Origin of the sequence: Arthrobacter sulfonylureivorans (genome assembly GCF_047607445.1) — a bacterium.
GTDB classification, from domain to species: Bacteria; Actinomycetota; Actinomycetes; order Actinomycetales; family Micrococcaceae; genus Crystallibacter; species Crystallibacter sulfonylureivorans_A.
On sequence record NZ_JBLKRT010000006.1, the window covers coordinates 99,808 to 121,985 of the forward strand.

Below are 22,178 nucleotides of genomic sequence, written 5' to 3' on the forward strand. Positions count from 1 at the left end.
AGACCACAGCACAGGTGGCACAAAGGTAGTGAACGGCCCGACTTGCAGATGCCCCGAGGTCCGCGTCCTGCGGCAAAAATGTCCGGACCGGCTGACAGCCTGCCACGATGAACAAAGTCGATGTGATGACTGCCAGCAGCTACGCCAGGACGGACGGCGGACGTGTCCCCGGCGCCATGGCGCGCCGTTCACGGACCGTGCGCGCACCTTACTGCCGTGAGCCGTACGTGCAGGTGGAGCTGGACGGCACCACGCTTCACGCCAAGGCAGTCTCCTGGGACCGGACCAGCGTGCAGCTGAAGTGGATTGACGTGCAGGGGTCGGCCCGGACTGCGTGGGTTCCGGCTGGCAAGGTCCGGCGCATCCACCGGGACGAATCCAGTTGGCGCGATCCCTACGATGACTACGCCTTCTACTATCCCGGCAGGTAAAGCAGCCAGCCCATGCGGCACAATGGATCGGTGACCGAAACATCAGCACTTGCACAGCCTGCCCTCCCCTCGACTCTGCCAGCTCTTGATCCGGCCGCCCTCAATGCGCGGATCTATGCTCAGCTCGCCCAGGAGCTGGGGGTCAATGTCTGGCAGGTCAAGGCAGCGGTGGAAATGCTCGACGGCGGTGCCACGGTCCCGTTCATCGCTCGCTACCGTAAGGAAGCCACCGGGACGCTGGACGACGCCCAACTGCGCGATCTCGAAGAACGGCTCCGCTATCTGCGCGAGCTGGAAGACCGCCGTCGCGCTGTGCTGGAGGCCATTGCCGGCCAGGGCAAACTGACTGCAGAGCTGGAAGCCGCCGTCAACGCAGCGGATACCAAGGCCCGGCTCGAGGATATTTACCTGCCCTACAAATCCAAGCGGCGCACCAAGGCCCAGATCGCCCGCGAGGCCGGGCTGGAGCCGCTGGCCGTGGGCCTGCTGGCCGACCCCTCGCAGGATCCGCTGGCCGCCGCGGCTGAGTTCCTCAATCCCGAGCACGCCATCAACGAGCCGGCGGATGCCCTGGCCGGCGCGCGGGCCATTCTGGTGGAGCAGATCAGCCAGGATCCCGATCTCGTCTCCGAATTGCGGGAACGGCTGTGGAAGCAGGGCCTGGTCCGGGCCGAGGTCCGCGAAGGCCAGGCGGAAGCCGGACAAAAATTTGCCGACTACTTCGACTTCGCCCAGGACCCCTCCGGCCTTCCATCGCACCGCGTGCTGGCCCTGCTTCGGGGCGAGAAAGAGGGGGTGCTGAACCTGGACATCAGCGAGGGCAACCCCGCCGATTCCGAGGACTACGCACAGGCGCGCGGCCGGTTTGAGAACGCGGTGGCATCGCGGCTGGGCGTGGCGGATCGGGGTCGGCCGGCAGACCGCTGGCTGATGCAGACGGCGCAGCTGGGGTGGCGCCGGATCCTGGTCAAGCTGGCCATTGACCTCCGCGTGCGGCTGTTTACCGCAGCCGAAGACGAGGCTGTCCGGGTCTTCGCTGCCAATCTCCGCGACGTTTTGCTGGCGGCGCCGGCCGGAAACCGGGCCACGTTGGGGCTGGATCCCGGGCTGCGCACCGGCGTGAAGGTCGCCGTGGTCGACGGGACCGGCAAGGTGGTGGCCACCGATACCATCTACCCGCATGCTCCCGCCAAGAAGTGGGACGAGTCCCTGGCCGCGCTGGCACGGCTGGCGGACAAGCATGCAGTCGAGCTCGTCGCCATTGGCAACGGCACCGCCTCACGAGAGACGGACAAGCTGGCCACCGAGCTGATCAAGCTGATGGGTTCCACCCGCAAGCTCCAGAAGCTTGTGGTCTCGGAGGCCGGAGCGTCGGTGTATTCCGCCTCGGCCTTGGCCTCGGCGGAACTGCCCGAACTGGATGTCTCGCTGCGCGGGGCCGTCTCGATCGCGCGCCGCCTGCAGGATCCGCTGGCGGAACTGGTCAAGATTGACCCCAAGTCCATCGGCGTCGGGCAGTACCAGCACGATGTCACCGCCACCAAGCTGGAGCGGTCGCTCAACGCCGTGGTCGAAGACTGTGTCAACGCCGTCGGCGTGGACCTGAACACAGCCTCGCCGTCCCTCTTGTCCCGGGTGGCCGGCCTCGGCTCGCAGTTGAGCGAAAACATCGTCGCCTACCGCAATGCCAATGGTCCGTTCGCCAAGCGCGCCGAACTCAAGAAGGTGCCGCGGCTGGGCGAGAAGGCCTTCGAGCAGTGCGCCGGCTTCCTGCGGATTACCGGCGGGGCCGAGCCGTTGGACGCTTCCAGCGTGCACCCGGAAGCCTACGGTGTGGCCCGGAAGATCCTTGCCGCGGCCGGCACCACCGCCACGGCGGCGGCGCGAGGTGGCCAGTCGCTGGCCGTGCTGGACCCCCAGCAGTTCGTCGACGAAAACTTCGGCCTGCCCACGGTGCTGGACATTATTTCCGAACTGGAAAAGCCGGGGCGCGATCCGCGCCCGCATTTCACCGCCGCGACCTTCACCGAGGGCGTGGAGAAAATTTCAGACCTTAAACCGGACATGGTGCTGGAAGGCACCGTGACCAACGTGGCCGCTTTCGGCGCCTTCGTGGATGTCGGTGTGCATCAGGACGGCCTGGTGCATATTTCCGCGATGTCGGACAAGTTCGTCTCGGATCCGCACGAGGTGGTCAAGTCCGGCCAAGTGGTGAAGGTCAAGGTCATGGAGGCCGACCCGGAACGGAAACGCATCTCGCTGACGCTTCGGCTCGACGACGAAGCGCCCGCCGGGGAGCAGCGCCGGGGTGCTGGCCAGGCCGGCCGCCCCGGGGAGGCACGCGACACAAGGGACGGCTCACGTTCGGGCTCGGGTGGAGGCCGGTCCGGACGCCGGGACGGCAAGAAGCCCGGCGGACATGATCAGCGGGGGTCCGGTAGCGGAGCGTCCGCCAACACCGCCATGGCCGAGGCTTTGCGGCGGGCCGGGCTCGGAAGATAGAGAACCAGCAGCCCGGCACCGTGACCCGCCCGGAGCACTCCCTCCGGACCATGCACAAGGTGCTGGGCTGCTGTTCCCCACGGATGGTGGACTTGCGGAGACGAGGTCCAGGCCTGATGCGACCTGTGACCTCTGACAAAACTCTGACCGACGCTCCTTAAGCTGGGCATCATGTTTCCGAAAGACTCCATCAGTTTTCGCTGAGCACCTCGAGGCGGCGACGGATGGCTCAGGGGGCGACGCCGGCCACATCCGGCAGCATCCGGCAGCACAGGCGCCGCTCGCTGCGCCGCCCACGGACACGCTGACGGCGCCGCCATAGCCCCGCCACCGGACAGCAGCCAAAATTGGTGCTCAAGAGTTACCCAAGGTTTGGCACGCCCGCCCCGGTTGGACACGGAAGTCCCCTACGATTAGAGGTAGTTCGAAAACGCAACCAGTTGGAAGGAGTGCCGTCCCATGCGCGATTCCGGGCGCCCTTCCGCTTCCGACTCCGAGGGGGCGGCATGACCGCCGTGGCAGCAGAGGTTCCGCTGGTGGTGGACTCGGTGCTGGAGAAACTCTCGACGGATCTCGGCGACCATGACGGCAGCATGCGCCGGCGCTTCATCACCAACTACGTGGAACTGTGGGAGCACCGTTACGGCAGGGTGTCGGGCGCAGTGCTGGCACGGGATGCCGAAGATGCCATGGATGCCATCCTCAGCTTGAAGATCTCCAGCAGCATGGTGGGGGCCGGCCGACTTGGCCGGATGGCTGAGCACTTTGAGGGACTGGTCCAGGGAGAACTGTTCGATGCCGCCGCCACCCTGCTCGACGAACTGCGCGCGTGCGGGATGTCGACCACGGCGCAGCTGCGCAACTACCACCTGGCGCAGTAACGGGCCGGGCACTCTCCAGGACCAACCCCGCCGCTGAAGCGGGCGACCAAAGCCGCGGCCGCTCGGTGACGGAAGCGCCTACCTCTTGGGCGCCAGGCTGTAGCCCACACCGCGGACGGTCTTGATCCAGCGCGGGGCCTTGGTGTCGTCGCCGAGCTTGCGGCGCAGGTTGGCCATATGCACTTCAATGGTGCGCTCGTCGGAATCCGAAATGTAGCCGCCCGTGTTGTACGGCTCGTTGCGCAACCGGCGAACCAAATCGGCCTTCGTCCGCACCACCCGTCCGCTCTCCATCAACGCGTAGAGCAGGTCGAATTCGCTGCGGGTCAGGTCCAGTTCGCGTCCGGAGCGGATGACCGTCCGGGAACGGTTGTCCACGACAATCCCGTTGTGCTCCAGCACTCCGTCGGCGGTCGGAACTGCCAGCGCAGGGGTGGACTCGACGCCGGCCTCGGCCGCGACCGCAAGGGCCATGCCGGTTCCGGCGGCGGCCGGTGCCACGCCGGACGGTGACAGCTGCAGGCCGGGTTGTCCGCCGCCTCCCACCCCGGCAGCCTGCAGGACAGGTTCCGGCATCGGAGCGGCGCTGGTTGCGGCCAGGTCGGCCAAGGGGGTCTCCCCGCCCGCCGTGACACCGCCGTCGTTGTCCTTGGTGGCGCGAGGGCGCCGCAGCATGGCGGTGATCCGGGCACGCAGTTCCCGGGGGCGGAACGGCTTGGTCAGGTAGTCATCGGCACCGGTCTCCAGGCCCAACAACGTGTCCAGCTCTTCGGCCCGCGCCGTCAGCATGATGATGTAGGTGTCGCTGAAGCGCCGCACCTGGCGGGCGACTTCGAAGCCGTCGATGTCCGGCAGGCCGAGATCAAGCGTGACCACATCCGGATTGTGGCGTTTGATCGCGGCCACGCCCTCCATGCCGGACGATGCCGTGTGAACCGTGAATCCGGAGCTGGACAGCACCGTGGAGATCAGCTCCCTGATGTCCAGGTCGTCCTCCACAATGACGGCAGTTCGCTGCTCGCTCATTCCTTGTCCCCCAACCGATCTACGATGGTTCATCGTTTCAACCACTACTTAATGGTGATTGTAGTCGCATAGTCGGACAATGTGGCGCACTTTATGCAGGAATGACGGCGAAGCCCCCCGCCTACAGGTGGACGTGCAGGCGCCGCGCGGCCTCGGAAATCGAGCCCGTCAGCGACGGGTAGACCGTGAAGGTGTTGGCGACATCGTCCACATGCAGCTTCTGCGTGACGGCCAAGGCGATCGGGAAGATCAGTTCGGAGGCCCGCGGGGCCACCACCACTCCCCCGATCACCGTGCCGGAGCCTCGGCGGGCGATGATTTTGACGAAGCCGTCGGAGACGTTCATCATCTTGGCCCGTGCGTTGGTGTTCAGCGAGAGCTTGATGATGTCGCCCTGGTACCGGCCGGAGGCGACATCTTCTTCGGTCACGCCGACGGTGGCGATTTCGGGGCTGGTGAAAATGTTGGATGCCACCTGGGTGAGCTTCAGCGGCTTGACGTAGTCGCCGAGCAGGTGGGCCACGGCGATCCGGCCCTGCATCGCGGCCACCGATGCCAAGGCCAGGACGCCGGTGCAGTCGCCCGCGGCGTAAATGTTCGGCGCCGTGGTCCGGGAAACGCCATCTACCTTGATGTGGCCGCTCTCGCTCAGCGCAATCCCGGCCTCTTCCAGCCCGATCCCGGCGGTGTTCGGCACACCGCCGACGGCCAGCAGGCAGTGCGAGCCCTCGACCACACGCCCATCGGCCAGCGTGACCAGCACGCCGTCCTCCGTGCGCTCCACCCCTGCAGCCCGCGACTTGGAGAGCACCGTCATGCCGCTGCGGGCGAAGACGTCCTCGAGCACCGCGGCGGCGTCCGCGTCCTCGCCGGGCAGCACGCGGTCGCGCGAGGAGACCAGCGTGACCCTGGTCCCCAGCATCCGGTAGGCGGAGGCGAACTCCGCGCCGGTCACGCCCGATCCGACCACAATCAGGTGTTCGGGAATCTCGGTCAGGTTATAAACCTGGGCCCAGTTGAAAATCCGTTCGCCGTCGGGCTTGGCAGTGGGAAGTTCCCGCGGCGTTGCGCCGGTGGCCAGCAGGATGGCATCCGCTTCCACGGTCTGGGTCCCCGAATCGGTGGTGACAACGATCATGTTCGGCCCGGCCAGTTTGCCGTCGCCCAGAATAACCCGCACGCCGGCACGTTCCAGGCCGTGGTGGATGTCCGCCGACTGGCTCTCGGCCAGCTTGAGCAACCGGTCGTTCACGGTGCGCAGATCGGCGTAGGCAGCCTTCGAATGCTCATCGAACCGCACACCCAGGTCATGGGCACTGGCCACCCGGCGCATGGCATCCGCGGTGGCGATCAGGGTCTTGGACGGCACCACGTCGGTTAACACGGCCGAGCCGCCGAGTCCTTGACGCTCGATGATGGTCACCTTGGCGCCGAGCGAATTGGCCACCATGGCCGCCTCATACCCGCCGGGGCCCCCGCCCAGGATCGCCAGACGCGGGGCACTGAAATCTATTTGGCTAGTCACGGACTTCATTCTGTCGCATGCCCCTCACGGCCTCAACCTGCACCGCCTGCGCAGCAGGGCTGACTGCCTTGAAGCCGAGCGCGGGCTCCCGGAAGGTCCGTTCGACGACGGCGGAGCCGCGCCCGCTGCTTTCAGCAGCAGTTGGGCACCGGGTAGGTTAGGTGCTGTGACTACAGATCCCTTTGAACTGGCCGCCGCGGCAGCCGCTTTCCTGGCCCAGCAGACCGGCGTTGATACCCATGATGTGGCGCTGGTGCTCGGCTCCGGCTGGGGCGAGGCCGCCGACCTCATCGGCGAGACTACGCATACGATTCCGGCCGCAGACATCCCCGGATTCTCCGCCCCCGCCGTGGAAGGCCACGTGGGCACTATCCGGTCCGTCCTGACCCCGGACGGCAAACGTGTCCTGGTGCTCGGAGCCCGCACCCACTACTACGAGGGCAAGGGTGTGCGCGCCGTCGTCCACGGCGTCCGCACCGCCGCAGCGACCGGTTGCAAGACGCTGGTCGTGACCAACGGCTGCGGCGGACTCAACCCGGCATGGGCACCGGGAACGCCGGTGCTGATCAGCGACCACATCAACCTCACGGCCGCTTCACCGCTGGAAGGGGCTACGTTCGTGGACCTGACCGACCTCTACTCGCAGCGGCTCCGCGCTGTGGCCCGGGAAGTCGACCCCAGCCTGGACGAAGGCGTATACGCACAGTTCACCGGCCCGCACTACGAAACCCCGGCGGAAGTCCAGTACGCCAAGCGGATCGGCGCCGATCTGGTGGGCATGTCGACGGCATTGGAGTCCATTGCCGCCCGCCATGCCGGCATGGAAGTCTTCGGCATTTCGCTGGTGACCAACCTGGCCGCCGGCATCAGCGACACTCCGCTCAGCCACGCCGAGGTCATCGAAGCCGGACAGGCCGCAGGACCGCGCATCTCCCGCCTGCTGGCCGGCATCGTCGCCAAGCTGTGAGCGGAAGCGACATGACCGCAACAACCGACGAGCTCATGGCAGCTGCCCTCGCCTGGCTGGAGGCGGACCCGGATCCGCAGACCCGGCAGGAACTGCAGGACTTGGTGGCCGCTGCTGGCGGCGATGGGCAGGATGCCGCCGATGCCCGGGCCGAATTGGCTGACAGGTTTTCCGGTCCCCTCGCCTTCGGTACCGCCGGACTCCGGGCGGCCTTGGGCGCGGGCCCGTTCCGGATGAACCGGGTCGTCGTGCGCCGGACCGCGGCCGGGCTGGCCCGGTTCCTGCTGGACACCGCCGACGGCGCCTACACCCCGCGCGCCGTGGTCGGCTTCGACGCGCGCCGGAACTCTGATGTTTTTGCCGCCGAATCCGCTGCCATCTTCACTGCCGCCGGGATCGAAACCTTCCTCATGCCCTCGGCCTTGCCGACTCCGGTGCTGGCGTACGCGGTCCGGGCGCTGGGCTGCGAAGCGGGCGTGATGGTCACCGCCAGCCACAACCCGGCCAACGACAACGGCTACAAGGTCTACCTGGGCGGACGCGCCGTGGACGAAGGCGGGCGCGGGGCTCAGATTGTGGCACCCTATGACGCCGAGATTGCCGCCCGGATCGACTACGGCCCGGCATTGGAATCGGTCCGGCTGGCGGAAGACGGCTGGACCGTCCTGCCTGCCGCGATCGCCGATGACTACACCGCGGCCGTTACCGCCCTGGCCGATGCTCGGCTGTTCCCGCAGCGGGGACTGAAGATCGTGCTCACCCCCATGCACGGGGTGGGCGGGGCCACCATGCGGGCGGTCTTTGAGCAGGCTGGATTCACCGAGGTCACCATGGTTGCCGCGCAGGCGGACCCGGATCCGGCTTTCCCCACCGTGGCCTTCCCCAACCCGGAGGAAGCCGGAGCCATCGACCTGGCCTTGGAAACCGCGGCGGACGTCGATGCCGATCTGGTCATCGCCAACGACCCCGATGCCGACCGCGCGGCCCTGGCGGCCAAAGATCCCGAGACCGGGGCATGGCGGATGCTGCGCGGCGACGAGGTCGGTGCCCTGCTCGGCGCCCACATGGCGGCACGCTCCGCCGGTCAGGACCAGCTGCCCCCTGACAACGGCGCGTCCGGCCAAAGCCGCGTCTTCGCCAATTCCATCGTCTCGTCCCGCCTGCTGGGCAAGATCGCGGCGGATGCGGGCGTGGAACATGTGGAGACCCTCACCGGTTTCAAGTGGATCTCCCGCGTCCCGGGGCTGGTCTATGGCTATGAGGAAGCCCTGGGCTACTGCGTGGCACCGCATCTGGTCCGTGACAAGGACGGCATGTCCGCGGCCCTGCTGCTCGCGGAGCTGGCCGCCGATGTGCATGCCTCCGGCCGCACGGTCTTCGACATGCTCGACGAGTTGGCCCTGCGCTACGGACTGCACGCCACCGACCAGCTCAGCGTCCGGGTGGAGGACCTGGCCCTGATTCCGGCCATGATGGACCGGCTCCGCGAGCAGCCGCCGTCGTCATTCGCCGGGTCCCCGGTGACGGCCAGCACGGACTTGTCCCTGGGCAGCGAAGCGCTGCCGCCCACCGACGGGATGCTGTTCCTCAGCCGGGACCAGACCCGGGTGATCATCCGCCCCAGCGGCACCGAGCCCAAGCTCAAGTGCTATCTGGAGGTCATCCGGCCGGTCGGATCGGCGGCGCAACTGCCGGCCGTGCGCGCCGAGGCGGCAGACGCTCTGCAGGCGATCAAGGCGGAGATCCGGGCAGCCCTCGGACTGGCGGAATAGCACCTTTTGCGCTAGGCACGACTGTGGGACGATGCTGCAATGGCCATTGATGAGGACTATTCGCCAGCCTCGGGGGGCAGGCACCCGAGTCCCGACGACAAGCCGGAACACAGGGCGTCGGAAGAACACGGCCCGGCCGACGACGAGCGTGCCATTGCCCGCCGGCGGAAGGACGCCGAGGACAAGCTCGAGGAACACCGGCGCGACGCCGAACAGCACGGCCATCCGACCGGCGGCAGGCACTGACAGGTAGGCCCTGCGCCGCCTGCCCGGGCGGAGCTGTGCGCTGGGCTCCCCCAGCAGGTGTCTTCGATATGCAAGGATGGATGTTCCTGGACCCAGCAGATGAAAGGGATGGCCATGTCTGAAGGCAGCACACCCGGATCCGCGCCGAGCGAGACCTATCACGACCCGACGTCGATCGCTGCGGTCATTGACCACACCCTGCTGAAGCCTGAAGCTTCCCGCGAGGACATCATCACCGTCTGCGAGGAGGCGGTGAAATACCGCTTCGCCGCAGTCTGCGTGAACCCCCTGTGGACTGCTTTGGTGCACAGCACGCTCAAGGGGTCTGGCGTCAAGACCTGCTCGGTGATCGGCTTCCCGTTCGGTGCCACGCCTACCGACGTGAAGGTTTACGAGGCCCGCGGCGCCAACCTCGACGGCGCCGACGAGATCGACATGGTGATCGACATTGCCGCCGCCCGCGCGAATGACCGTGACGCGGTCTTGGCGGACATAGCAGCGGTGGCCGATGCCGTCCACGCCGGCGGCGCCATCCTCAAGGTGATTCTGGAAACCCATCTGCTCTCCGACGAGCAAAAGCGGATGGTGTGCGAAGCAGCGGCCGAGGCCGGCGCGGACTTCGTCAAGACTTCCACCGGTTTCAGCGGCGGCGGCGCGACCGCTGAGGATATTGCGCTGATGCGTGATGTCGTGGGTCCGCACCTGGGTGTCAAGGCTTCCGGCGGCGTGCGGTCCATCGATGACGCGCGCGCCATGCTCCGGGCCGGCGCAACACGAATTGGTGCCAGCTCATCAGTGGCTATTGTTAAGGGTGAGCAAGCCGCCGGCGGCTACTGATGCCGCATCGCACTATTGAGGAGAAACACCCCATGGCCCATCCCAAGCAGCGCACCCATTCGGGCGAGGGACATTTGGTCAGCAACATCATCACGTTCGTGGTCATCATGCTGATTTTCTTCGGTTCCCTGTACGCCTTCAGTCTGGAATCGGTCATCGGCCCCATCCCGGCGTTCGCCATCGGACTGGGCCTGTTCACGCTGGCGTTCTTCATCCCCAAGCAAATCATCGGGCGCTCCGACACATACCACGACGCCTGAGGCAACACTCAAGGCTTTCCCGGGCGCGCAGCCAAGGGCACGGCAGGATCTGCCCCCTTGGCTGCGCGCCCGGCGCTTTTAAGCACGACGGCGCCAGCCGGTGCCGGACGTGTAAACTGGCAAACGGTGTGACGGGAAGTCTGGTCGTCGGGTAATCGACCGAGCCCTCAGGGCGACCAACCGTCAGGAGCCATGCATGGCAACTCCCCCACCTTCCGGCCAGAAGACCATCCTCGGCCGCGGCAGCTATCCCGAGTTCCTCCGGATCAGCGAACTGTTGCGCAAGGAAACGGTGGGCGGGATCCTGCTGCTGATCGCAACCGTCGCGGCACTCATCTGGGCCAACTCTCCCGCAGCCGACAGCTATTTCGCCATCCGCGACTTCCAGATCGGCATCGAAGCCCTTCACCTGAACCTCAGCATCGGCCACTGGGCCTCGGACGGCTTGCTGGCGATCTTCTTCTTCCTGACCGGCCTGGAACTCAAGCGTGAGTTCGTGGCGGGCGACCTCCGTTCCCCGGCCCGCGCCATCGTCCCCATTGCGGCGGCCTTCGGCGGAGTCGCGGTGCCTGCCCTGATCTTCGTGATCGTGAACCTGAGCGCCGGTCCTGAAGCCCTGCGCGGCTGGGCCATCCCGACGGCGACGGACATTGCCTTCGCCGTCGCGGTCCTTGCCGTGATCAGCTCGCATCTGCCCAGTGCGCTGCGGATCTTCATCCTGACCCTGGCCGTGATGGACGACCTGATCGCGATCGCCATCATCGCGTTCTTCTACTCCTCCGACGTCCAGGTGCCGTACCTGCTGTGGATGTTGCTGCCGCTGGGCGCCTTCGCGTTCCTGACCCACAGATTCCCCAAGTTCTTTGCCCAACGCCATCTGGCGGCGTGGCTGATCCTGCTTCCGCTCGGCATCGTCACCTGGGCGCTGATGCACTCCTCCGGCGTGCACGCAACTGTTGCAGGTGTACTGCTCGGCTTCATGGTCCCGGTGCTGCGCAGCAAGAAACACGGCGGCCCGGACGCCGGCCCCGGGCTGGCTGAACAACTGGAACACCGCTTCCGGCCGCTCTCCACCGGGTTCGCGGTGCCGGTTTTCGCATTCTTCGCCGCCGGTGTGGCCCTCGGAGGCTGGGAAGGCATCAGCCGCACTTTCACCGATTCGGTGGCTATCGGCATTGCCGCAGCACTGGTGATCGGCAAGCCGCTGGGCATCATGTTCACCACCTGGGTGCTGACAAAGTCCACCAAGGCCAGCCTGGATCCGTCATTGAAGTGGATCGACGTGCTCGGTGTGGCGGTGCTGGCCGGGGTGGGCTTCACCGTTTCGCTGCTGGTCAATGACCTGAGCTTCACCCTCGGCAGCGAACACCACGACCACGCGAAGGTGGCCGTGTTGGCCGGTTCGCTGGCCTCGGCCGTGCTGGCTGCGATCCTGCTGCGTGCCCGCAACCGGCATTACCGCCAGGTCGAGGAGTTGGAGACCGCCGATGCCGACCAGGACGGCGTGCCGGACGTCTATCAGCAGGGCCGGGGCGCAACCAGCTGACTCCGGGTCGCCTCCGGCTCGCTGCGGCACTGCCGTTGCGACCCGCGTCACACAGCGTACGGTTCCGCTATCTGCAGCCAGGCCCGTGCCATACTGAACCAGTTATGGCCAGCCCGTGCCCCGCAGAGTAGCCGGCAGGTGGGCTGCCCGGAGGAGGGGGATCTTCGAGCGTGTCTGCCGCACCAAGCCCACTGGTGTCATTGCTGATCGGCCGCCAGCAGTTCCATGAGCTATCCCTCCGTGCACGGGTCGTCCTGAGCCATCTGCCGCTGTGCGTGTCTGTGGCGCTCACGGCTGTGCTCACTGCGGTGTTCTTCCCGGAACTGTTGTCCAACCCGCACTTCATCGCCGGTTTGGCCGGCGTCAGCGCTTTGTGGATCCTCAGCGCTGTCGTGCCGTGGGATCGGCTGCCCTACCCCTCCTACTGGGTGATCCCGCTGCTGGATTTCGTGGCCATCGGATTCCTCCGCCAGGGCAGCGGGTCGGCGCTTTCCGGGATCAGCCTGCTGGCCGTCTTTCCGGTTTTCTGGATGGCATGGTCGGAAATCGCGCCCACCGCTGCGCGCCTCATCAGTTTTGCTGCCCCGCTACTGATCATCTGGATCCCGGTGTTCACCGGACCGGAGCCGGTGACAGCTGAAGCTCTGGCCGGCCCGGCCCTGATCCCGATTGTGACCTTGACGGTGTCCGTCACCGCCTCCGTTTTCGCCTTGAGCTCGACGGCGCAGCAACAGACCTTGGCTCGCAAAGACCGCGAACTGCGCGCCTTGCTGGAAGAGAGCAAAGTCCACGTGCGCCGGCTGGATACCGTCTTGAACGCCGTTGCCGTGGGCGTCCTTGTCACCGACGCCAACGGGCGCGACATTCTGAGCAACGTGCAGCAGCAGCGGGACCGCTCGGTGGCCATGCCGCAGGGGATCGAGAACCCGGACGAGGCCGATCTGCTGGTCTTCGAAGCCGACCGAAAGACGCCGTTCGCGCTTGAGGACCGGCCCATCCGCCGGGCCGTGCGCGGGGAGACCTTTTCGGACGTTTTGGTGTGGATCGGCGCCGGCGAAAACCAACGGGCCATGTTGTGCACAGCCCGCCCCATGCAGGACGATGCCGGCCGGTTCGACGGAACCGTCATGGCCTTCAGCGACGTCACCGACCTGGTCAACGCGCTCACGGTCAAGGAAGAGTTCGTCTCCAGCGTCACCCACGAGCTTCGCACACCGCTGACCTCCATCATGGGCTATCTGGATCTCGCCCTCGAGGACGCCGACCAACTGCCGGACGACGTCAACCATTCCCTCACCATCGCGATGCGCAATTCCGAGCGCCTGCTCCAACTTGTGGAAGATCTGCTCTTCACCGCGGCGGGCACTCTGAGCATTGAACCGCGCAGCACCGCACTGGCAGAGATCGTGGCGGGCAGCGTCGCCTCGGCGCTTCCCAGGGCAGAACATGCCGGCGTGGAATTGGTGATCGATGCCGCCGGGCCGGTGGTAGCCGACGTCGATCCCACCAGGATCGGACAAGTTCTGGACAACTTGCTCTCCAACGCCATCAAGTACTCGCCTGGTGGCGGCCGGGTCACCGTGCGGACGCTGGAATCCGACGGCGCAGCCGTGCTGGAGGTCAGCGACACGGGAATGGGCATGTCGGAAGCCGACCAGGCTGAAGTCTTCACCAAGTTCTTCCGGACCAGTTCTGTCCGGCAAGCTGCGATCCCCGGCCTGGGGCTGGGGTTGGCCATCAGCAAGTCGATTGCCGAGGCACACGGCGGCACGCTGACCTTTAGCAGCGTGCTCGGATCCGGCACCACGTTCCGGGTCTCCATCCCGTTGCGCGACGAAAAGGGAGGCCACCCGAAGGCGGCCTCCCTGAGCCAGCTGCCGGCGTAAACCGCTGATGCCGGCAGCTGGCCGGATGATGCCTGGCTCTTAACGAATGGCCTGGTGGCCCTTGAACAGCATCTTGCTGGTATCGGTTCCCTTGCCCTTGCCCTTGGCGGTGCCGTTCACCGCCGAGGTGGTCTCCGCGAAGGTCAGCGTGCTGTGCGCAATCGCGTCGGCCATTTGTTCGAGAACTACGGGGTCGACGTTGTCGATGGTGTCGCAGGCCTGGTGGTAACAGGGATCATACGGCTCACCCGCTGTACCTCCGTAGATGGCTGCTTGCTCCTCGGTCTTGATCTCCTCGGCACCGGTGAACAAGCCGCCGGCGGGGATACCGTTGTTGATGAACGCGAAGTAGTCCGAGCGGCCATCGAACGCCGTCGGCTCCGTGGCCAGTCCCTGCGAGGCGAAATAGTCTTCGAAGATGTGCTCGACGTTCGCCGACCCATTCGGTCCGGTCAGCCCGAACGCATCGCCGTCGCCGTCGTAGACAAAGCGGACGGCGTTCGGCGAACCGACCATGTCGAAGTTCAGGTTCAGCGCATGGTTTTTGATGTCCTTCTGCGTCAGCTGGGAGACGTAGTACTCGGATCCAAGCAAGCCGTCTTCTTCACCGCCCCAGAAGGCGAACCGCACCCGGTTGCGCGGCTCGTCTCCGCTGGCTGCAATCTGCAGCGCAGTTTCCAGAATCGCCGCGCTGCCCGAACCATTGTCGTTGATGCCCGGGCCCTCCGAGACCGAATCCAGGTGGGCGCCGACCACCACTGTGCGGTCCGCACGTCCAGCCGTGTCGGCCAGAATGTTGAACGTCTCGGTCTGGACGATTTCAGCGTCCACGGCGACGCGCACTTCGAGGCCGACCGTACCGGCCAGTTCAGCACCCAGATCGAAGCTGGTGGTCACCGCGGGGATGGCCTGCGGCGTGCCCAGCGTACCGCCGAACAGTTCAAGCCGGTCCGGGGTACCGCCGTTACCTTGGTTGAAGATCACCACCGCCACGGCTCCTGCCGCCGCGGCATTGGCCACCTTTACCGCGAAGTCGCAGCTACCCCGCTGGATCAACGCGATGTTTCCTGCCGGGAAGCCGGCAAAGTCGGTGGCCTCGCAGCCGCTGGTGGACGCCCTGTCCCCTGCCAGATTAATGTCCACCGCTGTAACCGGTGCGGTCACGTCGCCGGAGCCGGAGTAATCCATCGCCAGGAAGTCCTCTGACATCGTGTAGACGGTCGGCGTCGGCGCCACCTGCTCGAAGTCCGCACTGTTGAGCACGAAGCGTTCGTAGGAGAACGTCTGCCGAACCGGGGTGTAGCCGGCGGCCGTCAACTGCGCCTCGATGTACTGGGCCGATGCCTCGTAGCCGGGGGTGCCCGCGGCGCGGTTGCCGCCATTGGCATCGGCCACGTCCTGCAGAGCCTGTAGATGGCTAAAGATGTTCTCGGCGGTGACAGCGTCCCGCAGGGCGCTGGTATCCGTTCCGTTGTCGGCCTGGGCCGGCAGCCCGATCCCGAGGGCCAAAGCGGTAGCGGCGGTGATGGCCGCTCCGCGCCTGAAACGGTGAGTTTTCATGCTGGTTCCTCCATAGGGTGCGATGATGGACCCCGCTATCCCCGTAGCAAGATCCTGCCCGGAAGCTACCCGATCTGAAGCAATTGCAAAAGAGTTGGCAATGGTTTGGGTGCTGAAACCAACAAAAATGGACCAAATTGCCCTCAGCGGTAGCATGATGGCCTGCTGCCTGACCTGTTCAGCCCGGTCGGCCTGAGGGGAAGGACGCCCATGCGGTTTGGCTCACCTGCGGCAGGCGCCCGCGCCCTCACGGCTGCGATGCTGGCCGTCTACGTCTTCGGTGTCGCCCTCGTCGTGTTGTGGCCTACGCCGGTGGACGCGGCCGCTCGGGGCTTGATCCAGGAAGTCCTGTCGGCGCTGCACCGCGCGGGGCTGCCGGACTGGTTCGACTACGGCCTGGTGGAGTCTGGCGCCAACGTTGTGATGTTCGTCCCGCTTGGTTTCCTGGCTGCCCTGATGCTGCCCTCCGGATTACGCTGGCTCACGCCGGCAGGAGCAATGGTGTTCTCCGCCGCGATCGAATGGTGCCAGCAGTCGTTCCTGCCCGATCGGTATGCCTCCCTGCAGGATGTATGGGTGAACACGCTGGGAGCCGCGCTGGGCACGGTGCTGGCGTATGCCTGGTTGGAGCGGCGCAACCGGCGCCCGGTAACAGGATAAAGTCGAACTAGTCTCTCACCGCACGGACAAAGGACCAGTATGCGTATTTCCGTCATCGGGTGTGGCTACCTCGGTGCCGTTCACGCGGCCGCCATGGCCAAACTCGGGCACGACGTGATCGGGATCGACGTGGATGCGCGCAGAATCAGCGAGTTGCAGGCGGGACGGGCACCGTTTTTTGAGCCTGGGCTGCCGGAGTTGCTGACGGATGCGCAGCAAACCGGCCGTCTTGCCTTCAGCACGGAGATGGCAGCGGCCGCGGGTGCCGCCGTGCACTTCGTCTGCGTGGGCACGCCCCAGCGCAAAGGCGAGAACGCCGCAGACCTCCGCTACGTCGACGCCGCCTTCACGTCGCTGGCTGAACACTTGAATCCCGGTGACGTGGTCGTCGGCAAGTCCACCGTGCCGGTGGGCACCGCCGCCCGGTTGGCTGATGAAGTCCAGGAGATCGCTCCGGAGGCTGTCCTTGCATGGAACCCGGAGTTCCTGCGGGAGGGCCACGCGGTGAAAGATACGTTGACGCCCGACCGGTTCGTCTACGGCGTTCCCTCCGGACCCGCCGGCGAAGCAGCCACCGCAGCCCTGGACGAGGTCTATGCTGTGCCCCTGTCGCAAGGGACGCCCAGACTGGTGGTGGACTACGCCACGGCCGAACTGGTCAAGACGGCCGCGAACTCCTTCCTGGCCACCAAAATCTCCTTCATCAATGCCATGGCGGAGGTGTGCGACGCCGCCGGCGCCGACGTCACTGCCTTAGCCGATGCGATCGGCATGGATGAGCGCATCGGCCGCAAGTTCCTCAACGCGGGGGTCGGCTTTGGCGGCGGGTGCCTGCCCAAGGACATTCGGGCGTTCATGGCCCGGGCCGGCGAGCTCGGGGCGGATCAAGCCCTGACCTTCCTGCGGGAGGTCGATGCCATCAATATGCGGCGCCGCAGCCGGGTTGTCGAACTGACCCGCGAGCTGGCCGGAGGATCACTGATCGGCAAGCGCATCACTGTGCTGGGAGCCGCGTTCAAGCCCGAGTCCGACGACGTCAGGGACTCCCCGGCACTGTCCGTTGCCGCCCAACTGCAGTTGCAGGGGGCCACCGTCACGGTCACCGATCCCGAGGCTTTGGCGAATGCCAAGCAGCGCTTCCCGGAGCTCAGCTACGAACCCGATACGAAGACCGCGATCGACCGTGCCCATGTCCTGGTGCTCTTGACCGAGTGGAAGGAATACCGGGAGCTGGATCCGGCCGCTGTGGCAAACCAAATGACCGAGAAAAAGATCCTGGACGGGCGTAACGTGCTGGACCCCGTGGCCTGGCGTGAAGCCGGCTGGACGTTCAAGGGCATCGGACGCCCGTAGCGTTTTTCCAAGTTCCGCCTTCCACAATGGGCCCGTACAGCCAAGCTGTACGGGCCCATCGCGCATCCGTTGACAGGGGCCGCAAACAGGAGCATGTTAGGTGGATGGCCAGCGCCAATGCCGCCGACCCTAGCTGATTGCGGGTCCGGCCCGGATGCGCTGGCCGAATGGGGGGACGAACTAGAGATGACTCGGCGCAGTAGGGTTCTTGCCGCGGGTGCTGCCCTAGGTCTCGCCTGCCTGCTGCTCCCGGCTGCTCCGGCTGCGGCAGCCCCCGACCCAAACCAGCCCTATTTTGAACCTGGCGCTGCCAGCATCGGCGATCCCTACTTCCCGGACGCTGGCAATACGGGCTACAACGCCAGCCACTATCAGCTGGACCTGCTGTATGACCCGCCGACAGACCAACTCAGCGCCCACGCGACGATGACGGCGCGCGCCACCCAGGACCTCGCCAGCTTCAGCTTGGATCTGGACGGGCTGATGGTCCATTCGGTCAGCGTTGACGGGCTGGAAGCACGCTTCGAGCACGAAGGCACCAAGCTCAACGTCACACCTGCCCGCGGCGTACCGGACGGACGGACTTTCACCACGGTGGTGGAGTATTCCGGTGTCCCCCAAACACTTGCTTTGCCCGGTCCTGCAGGATTCATCCACACCAATGATGGAGCCATTATTACGGGCCATCCGAGGAGTGCGCCGACCTGGTTTCCGGTCAACAACTACCCCGGCGACCGTGCCAGCTACGAATTCAATATCTCGGTCCCGGACGGATGGCAAGCGGTAGCGAACGGGCTGCCGCACGGGACCAGTCGCACCCCGGGCCGCACTGTCTACCAGTGGGAGGCCCAGGAGCCGCTGTCGCCGCATCTGGCGACCATCGCCGTCGGGCATTTCGCCCTGGACGAGTATGCCGAGGGCGGCATCAAGTACGTCGACGCGATGGACCCGGCGCTCAAGAAGACGGTCATTCCGCGCAACGGGGACGGCTTGGCCTGGTCGCAAACCGACGACGCCAGCTACAAGCGCCTCAGCCAAACGATCAGCGTGCCCGATGACGGCGCGGAGTTCTCCTTTTGGATGCTCCGCGACACCGAACCCGGCTGGGACTACGCCTTCGTGGAGGCGCGTACACCGGGCAAGGACAACTGGACCACATTGAAGGACACCACCGGATTCGCACAGGACAGCACCGGAAATTCGTGCCCGGCCTGGCATCAGGTCCATCCATTCCTGACGCATTACCAAAGCGACGACGACGGTACCTGTTCCGCGAAGGGGTCCACCGGACAGTGGTGGGCGGCCACCGGTACCAGTGACGGCTGGGAGCGCTGGGAGTTCGATCTGACGGACTTTGCCGGTGAGGATGTGGAGCTTTCCATCACATATGCCAGCGACATCACCGGACAGAACGACGGCGTCTTTGTCGAGGACATCCAGCTGACCGGCGGCAACGGCTCAACCTCCTTCGACAGCGACGGCGACCGCTGGGACGGTTGGAGCCCGAAGGCGGTGCCCAAGGGAAGCCCCGGCAACGACAACGAATGGACGGCCGGGAGCAGCACGCCGCCGTCGCAGGGGTACAAGATCCAGCAGTCGCTGGACAAGCAGCCGGAGATGATCGAGTTCCTCTCCTCAGTGTTCGGCAAATATCCGCTAACCAGCGCCGGCGGCATCGTCGACAACGTCGAGGACCTCGGTTTCGCCCTGGAGACCCAGGCCAGGCCGGTCTACCCGATGGATTACTTCTACAGCGAGGCCAGCGGCGACTCCTTCGTGGTCCGGCAACTCGCGCTGCAGTGGTTCGGCAGCCAGGTGCCGATCGACCGGTGGAAGGACAGCTGGCTCAACCAGGGTCTGGGGACCTACGCGCAATGGCTCTGGGCGGACGACCAGGACCCCGGAAGCGCCCAGGACAGTTTCGATTTCTATGCAGACATCGATGCCGCAGACCCGTTCTGGAAGTTCAGGTTGTCCGACCCGGGACCGGACAACCTGTTCTCCACCAGCCTGCAGACCCGCTCGGCCATGGCCTTGCACGCGGTGCGGACCGAGGTAGGCAACAAGAACTTCTCCAAGATCCTTCGTCAGTGGGTCAGGGACGGTTCAGGCTCGCCCAAGGATTTCCGGAAGCTGGCCGAGAAGGTTTCGGGGAAGGACCTGTCCGGCGTGTTCAAGGCCTTCGTGTCAACGGCGGGCAAACCAGGAATTCTCTGACGGAGTTGGACCGGCGAGGGGGGCCGTATGTGGAGACGACGCGTGGCCGCAGTCCTGTTGGCCATGGTCTTGATAGTGGCGGCCGGGGGCGCTGCCGCGGTGACCTATCTGGCGCAGCTCTCGAACGCCTTCGATTCGCAGACCGTGCGAATACCCCAAGCGTTCCCGGAGGCCTCTCTGCGGCCAGCTGCCGCGGAACCCCGGCCCGACTCGCGCTCCCCCATCAACATTCTGCTGCTCGGCACGGACACGGTGGCATCCGATGGAGACCCGCTCGTCGCCAGCTCCCAAGACAGCAGGACAGACGCCATGATGCTGCTCCATCTGCCGGCCGACCGGCAACAGCTGCAGGTCATGTCCATCATGCGTGATCTGTGGACCGACATCCCCGGCTATGGCGAAGCGAAAGTCAATGCCGCATACGCCCATGGCGGAGCGCCGCTGGCCGTGCGCGTGGTGGAAGAGATGTTCGGCACCCGGATAGACCACGTAGCTGTGATGGATTTTGAGGGGTTTGGCTCACTGACGGAGTCCCTGGGCGGGGTTGAGATCACCGTGGGCCAGGCCTTTGACTCAAGCCACTTGCCCGGCCGGCGATTCGATGCAGGTCCACAGCTGATGAACGGCCAGGAGGCGCTGGCTTTTGTGCGCGAACGCTACGCCTACTCGGACGGAGACTATCAACGGGTGCGCAACCAGCAGGAATTTATCCGCGCCGCGTTGGCGAAGTTCCTGACCATGGAGACCTTGACCAATCCTGGCCGGATCAGCGACGTGGTCTCCAAGACCGCTCCCTACGTGGCCGTGGACGACGGGCTGAATGCTGCAGGCGTCGCAGCTCTTGCCCTGGAACTCCGCGACCTGCGGGCAGACGACATCAAGATGTTCACTCTTCCCACGGCCGGCATCGGCACGTCCGACGACGGGCAGTCGATTGTGCTGCGCGACGAAGCAGCCATTGCGGCCGTCGGCCGGGCGCTGCGCGGAGACACCCTGGACCAATATATACAGGCGCTGCCTGCGGGCGGCTAACGGTCCTCGCCCAAGACCCGCAGTCCCTCGCGGTATGCGTCAGCAGTCAGCTCGCCCCGGGCAAAGCGCTGGTCCAGAATCTGCCGCGCGGTGCTGCGTCCGTGCGGTCTCTCCATCCTGCCGGCTGCAGAAGCCACTGCAACAGCATCCTCCACGGTGCTTGGGCGCAGCCCCATAAACGCCCGGACCACCAGGATGGCCAGCATTGCCACGATGGCCACTAGCAGGAGGCCGAACAGCCACACCAAGCCCAGATCTACCATGATGAAGCACCCCTTCGATCACGACGGAACGATGGCCTTTTAGTACGTTCCCTTAGCGTCAGGATACGCGCCGGTCCCGGGAACAAACAGGGCGAATCCATCACAAGAAGATTCCATCCGCTCTGTTTGCTCCGCACGCATGTTTTCCCCAGGGCTCCGCCCGGGTGCCGCACCGGATGGAGCCGAGCCCGACCGCCGCCCCTTCGAACATTCGATGGCCGTAAATGATGCGGCATTGAGATGTTACGCACGCCCGGCTTCCCCGAATTCGGCCCTCGCCAGACATAGGATGGCTGTAGGCACCATCCCGTGTAGATCACCGGGCCACTGTGCTGTCCAACCTTCCCTGACCTCCGGTTGCCCGGTTGAAAGTCGAGTTGATGAGTCCCACTCCCGACGGCACGCCGTTCCCGCGCCGCCGCGACGTCCGCACCGGCGCCGCTGAACCAGCCCCGCCCACCGGGATGATCCCGGTAGTGCCGCTGGTCTCCGCCCCCTCCGGAACTCCCCTGCCTGCCCGGCGTGAACTGCGTACCGGCCTCATTCAGGTGGTTCCGCCGGCCTCCGGCCAAGCCGATGGCACAACCCGGTACGTTCGTACCGATGCCCAGCCCGCGCCCGGAACCAAGCGGGGGAAGGGGCGCGGCGCCGCTTGGGCCGTGGCTACCGCCGTCGTCCTTGCCGCTGCGGCAGCCGTTCTCTGGTTCTTGTTCCTCCGCTAGCGTTTTAGCCTTCGGCCGCTGTCAGCTTGCCCAGGAGCGCCGAGAGTTCTGAGCGCTCCGCCGCGGACAGCGCGGCAAAGTATTCTTCCGCATGTTTCACTTGGACTCTTCGGATGGCCCGTCCGATGTCCTGCCCTGCCTCGGTGAGGACAACCACCGTGGCGCGCCGGTCGGTCGGATCGGGCTCGCGGACGCACCAACCGCGCTCCTGTAAGCCATCGACAATCTCGGTGGCCGATCGCGGTGCTATCCGGAGCCGCTCGGAGAGTTCGCCCAGGCGCATCGAGCCGTGATGGCGGAGCATACGAAGCGCGCGCGCTTGCGACGGCGCCACCCCCAGCGGGTCCATCCCCTGCCGGGTGGCTTTCCTCAGTTGGCGCGACACGGCCCAGAACGCGTCGAGTAGATTGTCATCAGCCACGGGAATAGGCTATCAAGTTTCCCTGTTGTAGCCTCATAGTGAGGTAACCTCAGCAATATGGGCAGTTGCCT

The 22,178-nt window shown here is 65.8% G+C and carries 20 protein-coding genes; 15 read left to right on the forward strand and 5 right to left on the reverse strand.

Features of this window, described 5'->3' with window-relative positions:
* The first annotated feature begins 107 nt into the window (after nt 1-107).
* From ACMX2H_RS04635 to ACMX2H_RS04645, 3 genes are all read left to right on the forward strand, one after another.
* Nucleotides 108-431: a hypothetical protein gene (locus ACMX2H_RS04635; protein WP_414959193.1), complete on the forward strand. Its 324-nt coding sequence runs from the start codon at nt 108-110 to the stop codon at nt 429-431.
* A gap of 12 nt (nt 432-443) precedes the next feature.
* Nucleotides 444-2,933 (forward strand): Tex family protein, encoded by a 2,490-nt coding sequence (locus ACMX2H_RS04640; RefSeq protein ID WP_414959195.1) that lies wholly within the window; start codon nt 444-446, stop codon nt 2,931-2,933.
* A 506-nt stretch (nt 2,934-3,439) separates the two neighbouring features.
* Nucleotides 3,440-3,814 carry a hypothetical protein gene (locus ACMX2H_RS04645; protein WP_414959197.1) on the forward strand — a complete coding sequence of 125 codons (375 nt, stop codon included), beginning with the start codon at nt 3,440-3,442 and terminating at the stop codon, nt 3,812-3,814.
* 78 nt (nt 3,815-3,892) lie between these two features.
* On the opposite strand, the gene ACMX2H_RS04650 is transcribed toward ACMX2H_RS04645, so the two are convergent.
* Nucleotides 3,893-4,840, reverse strand: coding sequence for a response regulator transcription factor (locus ACMX2H_RS04650; RefSeq protein ID WP_414959198.1), 948 nt, complete (start codon nt 4,838-4,840; stop codon nt 3,893-3,895).
* A gap of 121 nt (nt 4,841-4,961) precedes the next feature.
* Nucleotides 4,962-6,365, reverse strand: a complete 1,404-nt coding sequence (locus tag ACMX2H_RS04655) for an NAD(P)H-quinone dehydrogenase (RefSeq protein WP_414959200.1) — start codon at nt 6,363-6,365, stop codon at nt 4,962-4,964.
* 166 nt (nt 6,366-6,531) lie between these two features.
* On the opposite strand from ACMX2H_RS04655, the gene ACMX2H_RS04660 reads away from it, so the two are divergent.
* The 7 genes from ACMX2H_RS04660 to ACMX2H_RS04690 all read left to right on the forward strand — a co-directional run bounded on the left by ACMX2H_RS04660 (nt 6,532) and on the right by ACMX2H_RS04690 (nt 13,879).
* The gene (locus tag ACMX2H_RS04660) at nt 6,532-7,332 is read left to right on the forward strand and encodes a purine-nucleoside phosphorylase (protein ID WP_414959201.1); all 801 of its coding nucleotides are present in this window, start codon (nt 6,532-6,534) and stop codon (nt 7,330-7,332) included.
* An 11-nt stretch (nt 7,333-7,343) separates the two neighbouring features.
* Entirely contained in the window at nt 7,344-9,104 is a 1,761-nt protein-coding gene (locus ACMX2H_RS04665) for a phospho-sugar mutase (RefSeq protein WP_414959202.1), read from the forward strand.
* Between the two features lie 39 nt (nt 9,105-9,143).
* A complete protein-coding gene (locus tag ACMX2H_RS04670) occupies nt 9,144-9,350 on the forward strand; it encodes a hypothetical protein (protein ID WP_414959203.1) in 207 nt (68 codons plus the stop codon).
* Between the two features lie 114 nt (nt 9,351-9,464).
* Complete coding sequence (deoC, locus tag ACMX2H_RS04675; RefSeq protein WP_414959204.1) at nt 9,465-10,187, forward strand: deoxyribose-phosphate aldolase; 723 nt, start codon at nt 9,465-9,467, stop codon at nt 10,185-10,187.
* Nucleotides 10,188-10,219: 32 nt separating this feature from the next.
* A complete protein-coding gene (locus tag ACMX2H_RS04680) occupies nt 10,220-10,447 on the forward strand; it encodes a hypothetical protein (protein ID WP_414959205.1) in 228 nt (75 codons plus the stop codon).
* 196 nt (nt 10,448-10,643) lie between these two features.
* Nucleotides 10,644-11,993 carry a Na+/H+ antiporter NhaA gene (nhaA, locus tag ACMX2H_RS04685; protein WP_414959207.1) on the forward strand — a complete coding sequence of 450 codons (1,350 nt, stop codon included), beginning with the start codon at nt 10,644-10,646 and terminating at the stop codon, nt 11,991-11,993.
* Between the two features lie 170 nt (nt 11,994-12,163).
* Nucleotides 12,164-13,879, forward strand: a complete 1,716-nt coding sequence (locus ACMX2H_RS04690) for a sensor histidine kinase (RefSeq protein WP_414959208.1) — start codon at nt 12,164-12,166, stop codon at nt 13,877-13,879.
* A 39-nt stretch (nt 13,880-13,918) separates the two neighbouring features.
* On the opposite strand, the gene ACMX2H_RS04695 is transcribed toward ACMX2H_RS04690, so the two are convergent.
* Nucleotides 13,919-15,439, reverse strand: a complete 1,521-nt coding sequence (locus ACMX2H_RS04695; protein WP_414959210.1) for a M20/M25/M40 family metallo-hydrolase — start codon at nt 15,437-15,439, stop codon at nt 13,919-13,921.
* Between the two features lie 210 nt (nt 15,440-15,649).
* On the opposite strand from ACMX2H_RS04695, the gene ACMX2H_RS04700 reads away from it, so the two are divergent.
* The 4 genes from ACMX2H_RS04700 to ACMX2H_RS04715 all read left to right on the forward strand — a co-directional run bounded on the left by ACMX2H_RS04700 (nt 15,650) and on the right by ACMX2H_RS04715 (nt 20,701).
* The gene (locus tag ACMX2H_RS04700; protein WP_414959212.1) at nt 15,650-16,099 is read left to right on the forward strand and encodes a VanZ family protein; all 450 of its coding nucleotides are present in this window, start codon (nt 15,650-15,652) and stop codon (nt 16,097-16,099) included.
* A 39-nt stretch (nt 16,100-16,138) separates the two neighbouring features.
* Nucleotides 16,139-17,452, forward strand: coding sequence for a UDP-glucose dehydrogenase family protein (locus ACMX2H_RS04705; protein ID WP_414959214.1), 1,314 nt, complete (start codon nt 16,139-16,141; stop codon nt 17,450-17,452).
* Between the two features lie 186 nt (nt 17,453-17,638).
* A complete protein-coding gene (locus ACMX2H_RS04710) occupies nt 17,639-19,669 on the forward strand; it encodes a M1 family aminopeptidase (RefSeq protein WP_414959216.1) in 2,031 nt (676 codons plus the stop codon).
* Between the two features lie 42 nt (nt 19,670-19,711).
* Nucleotides 19,712-20,701: an LCP family protein gene (locus ACMX2H_RS04715; RefSeq protein ID WP_414959217.1), complete on the forward strand. Its 990-nt coding sequence runs from the start codon at nt 19,712-19,714 to the stop codon at nt 20,699-20,701.
* On the opposite strand, the gene ACMX2H_RS04720 is transcribed toward ACMX2H_RS04715, so the two are convergent.
* Nucleotides 20,698-20,964: an SHOCT domain-containing protein gene (locus ACMX2H_RS04720; RefSeq protein WP_414959219.1), complete on the reverse strand. Its 267-nt coding sequence runs from the start codon at nt 20,962-20,964 to the stop codon at nt 20,698-20,700. The two genes, ACMX2H_RS04715 and ACMX2H_RS04720, sit on opposite strands and share 4 nt — an antisense overlap.
* A gap of 380 nt (nt 20,965-21,344) precedes the next feature.
* On the opposite strand from ACMX2H_RS04720, the gene ACMX2H_RS04725 reads away from it, so the two are divergent.
* The gene (locus ACMX2H_RS04725; protein WP_414959221.1) at nt 21,345-21,686 is read left to right on the forward strand and encodes a hypothetical protein; all 342 of its coding nucleotides are present in this window, start codon (nt 21,345-21,347) and stop codon (nt 21,684-21,686) included.
* A 4-nt stretch (nt 21,687-21,690) separates the two neighbouring features.
* On the opposite strand, the gene ACMX2H_RS04730 is transcribed toward ACMX2H_RS04725, so the two are convergent.
* On the reverse strand, nt 21,691-22,107 hold the full coding sequence (locus ACMX2H_RS04730; protein WP_414959223.1) for a MarR family winged helix-turn-helix transcriptional regulator: 417 nt from the start codon (nt 22,105-22,107) through the stop codon (nt 21,691-21,693).
* Nucleotides 22,108-22,178 lie beyond the last annotated feature (71 nt).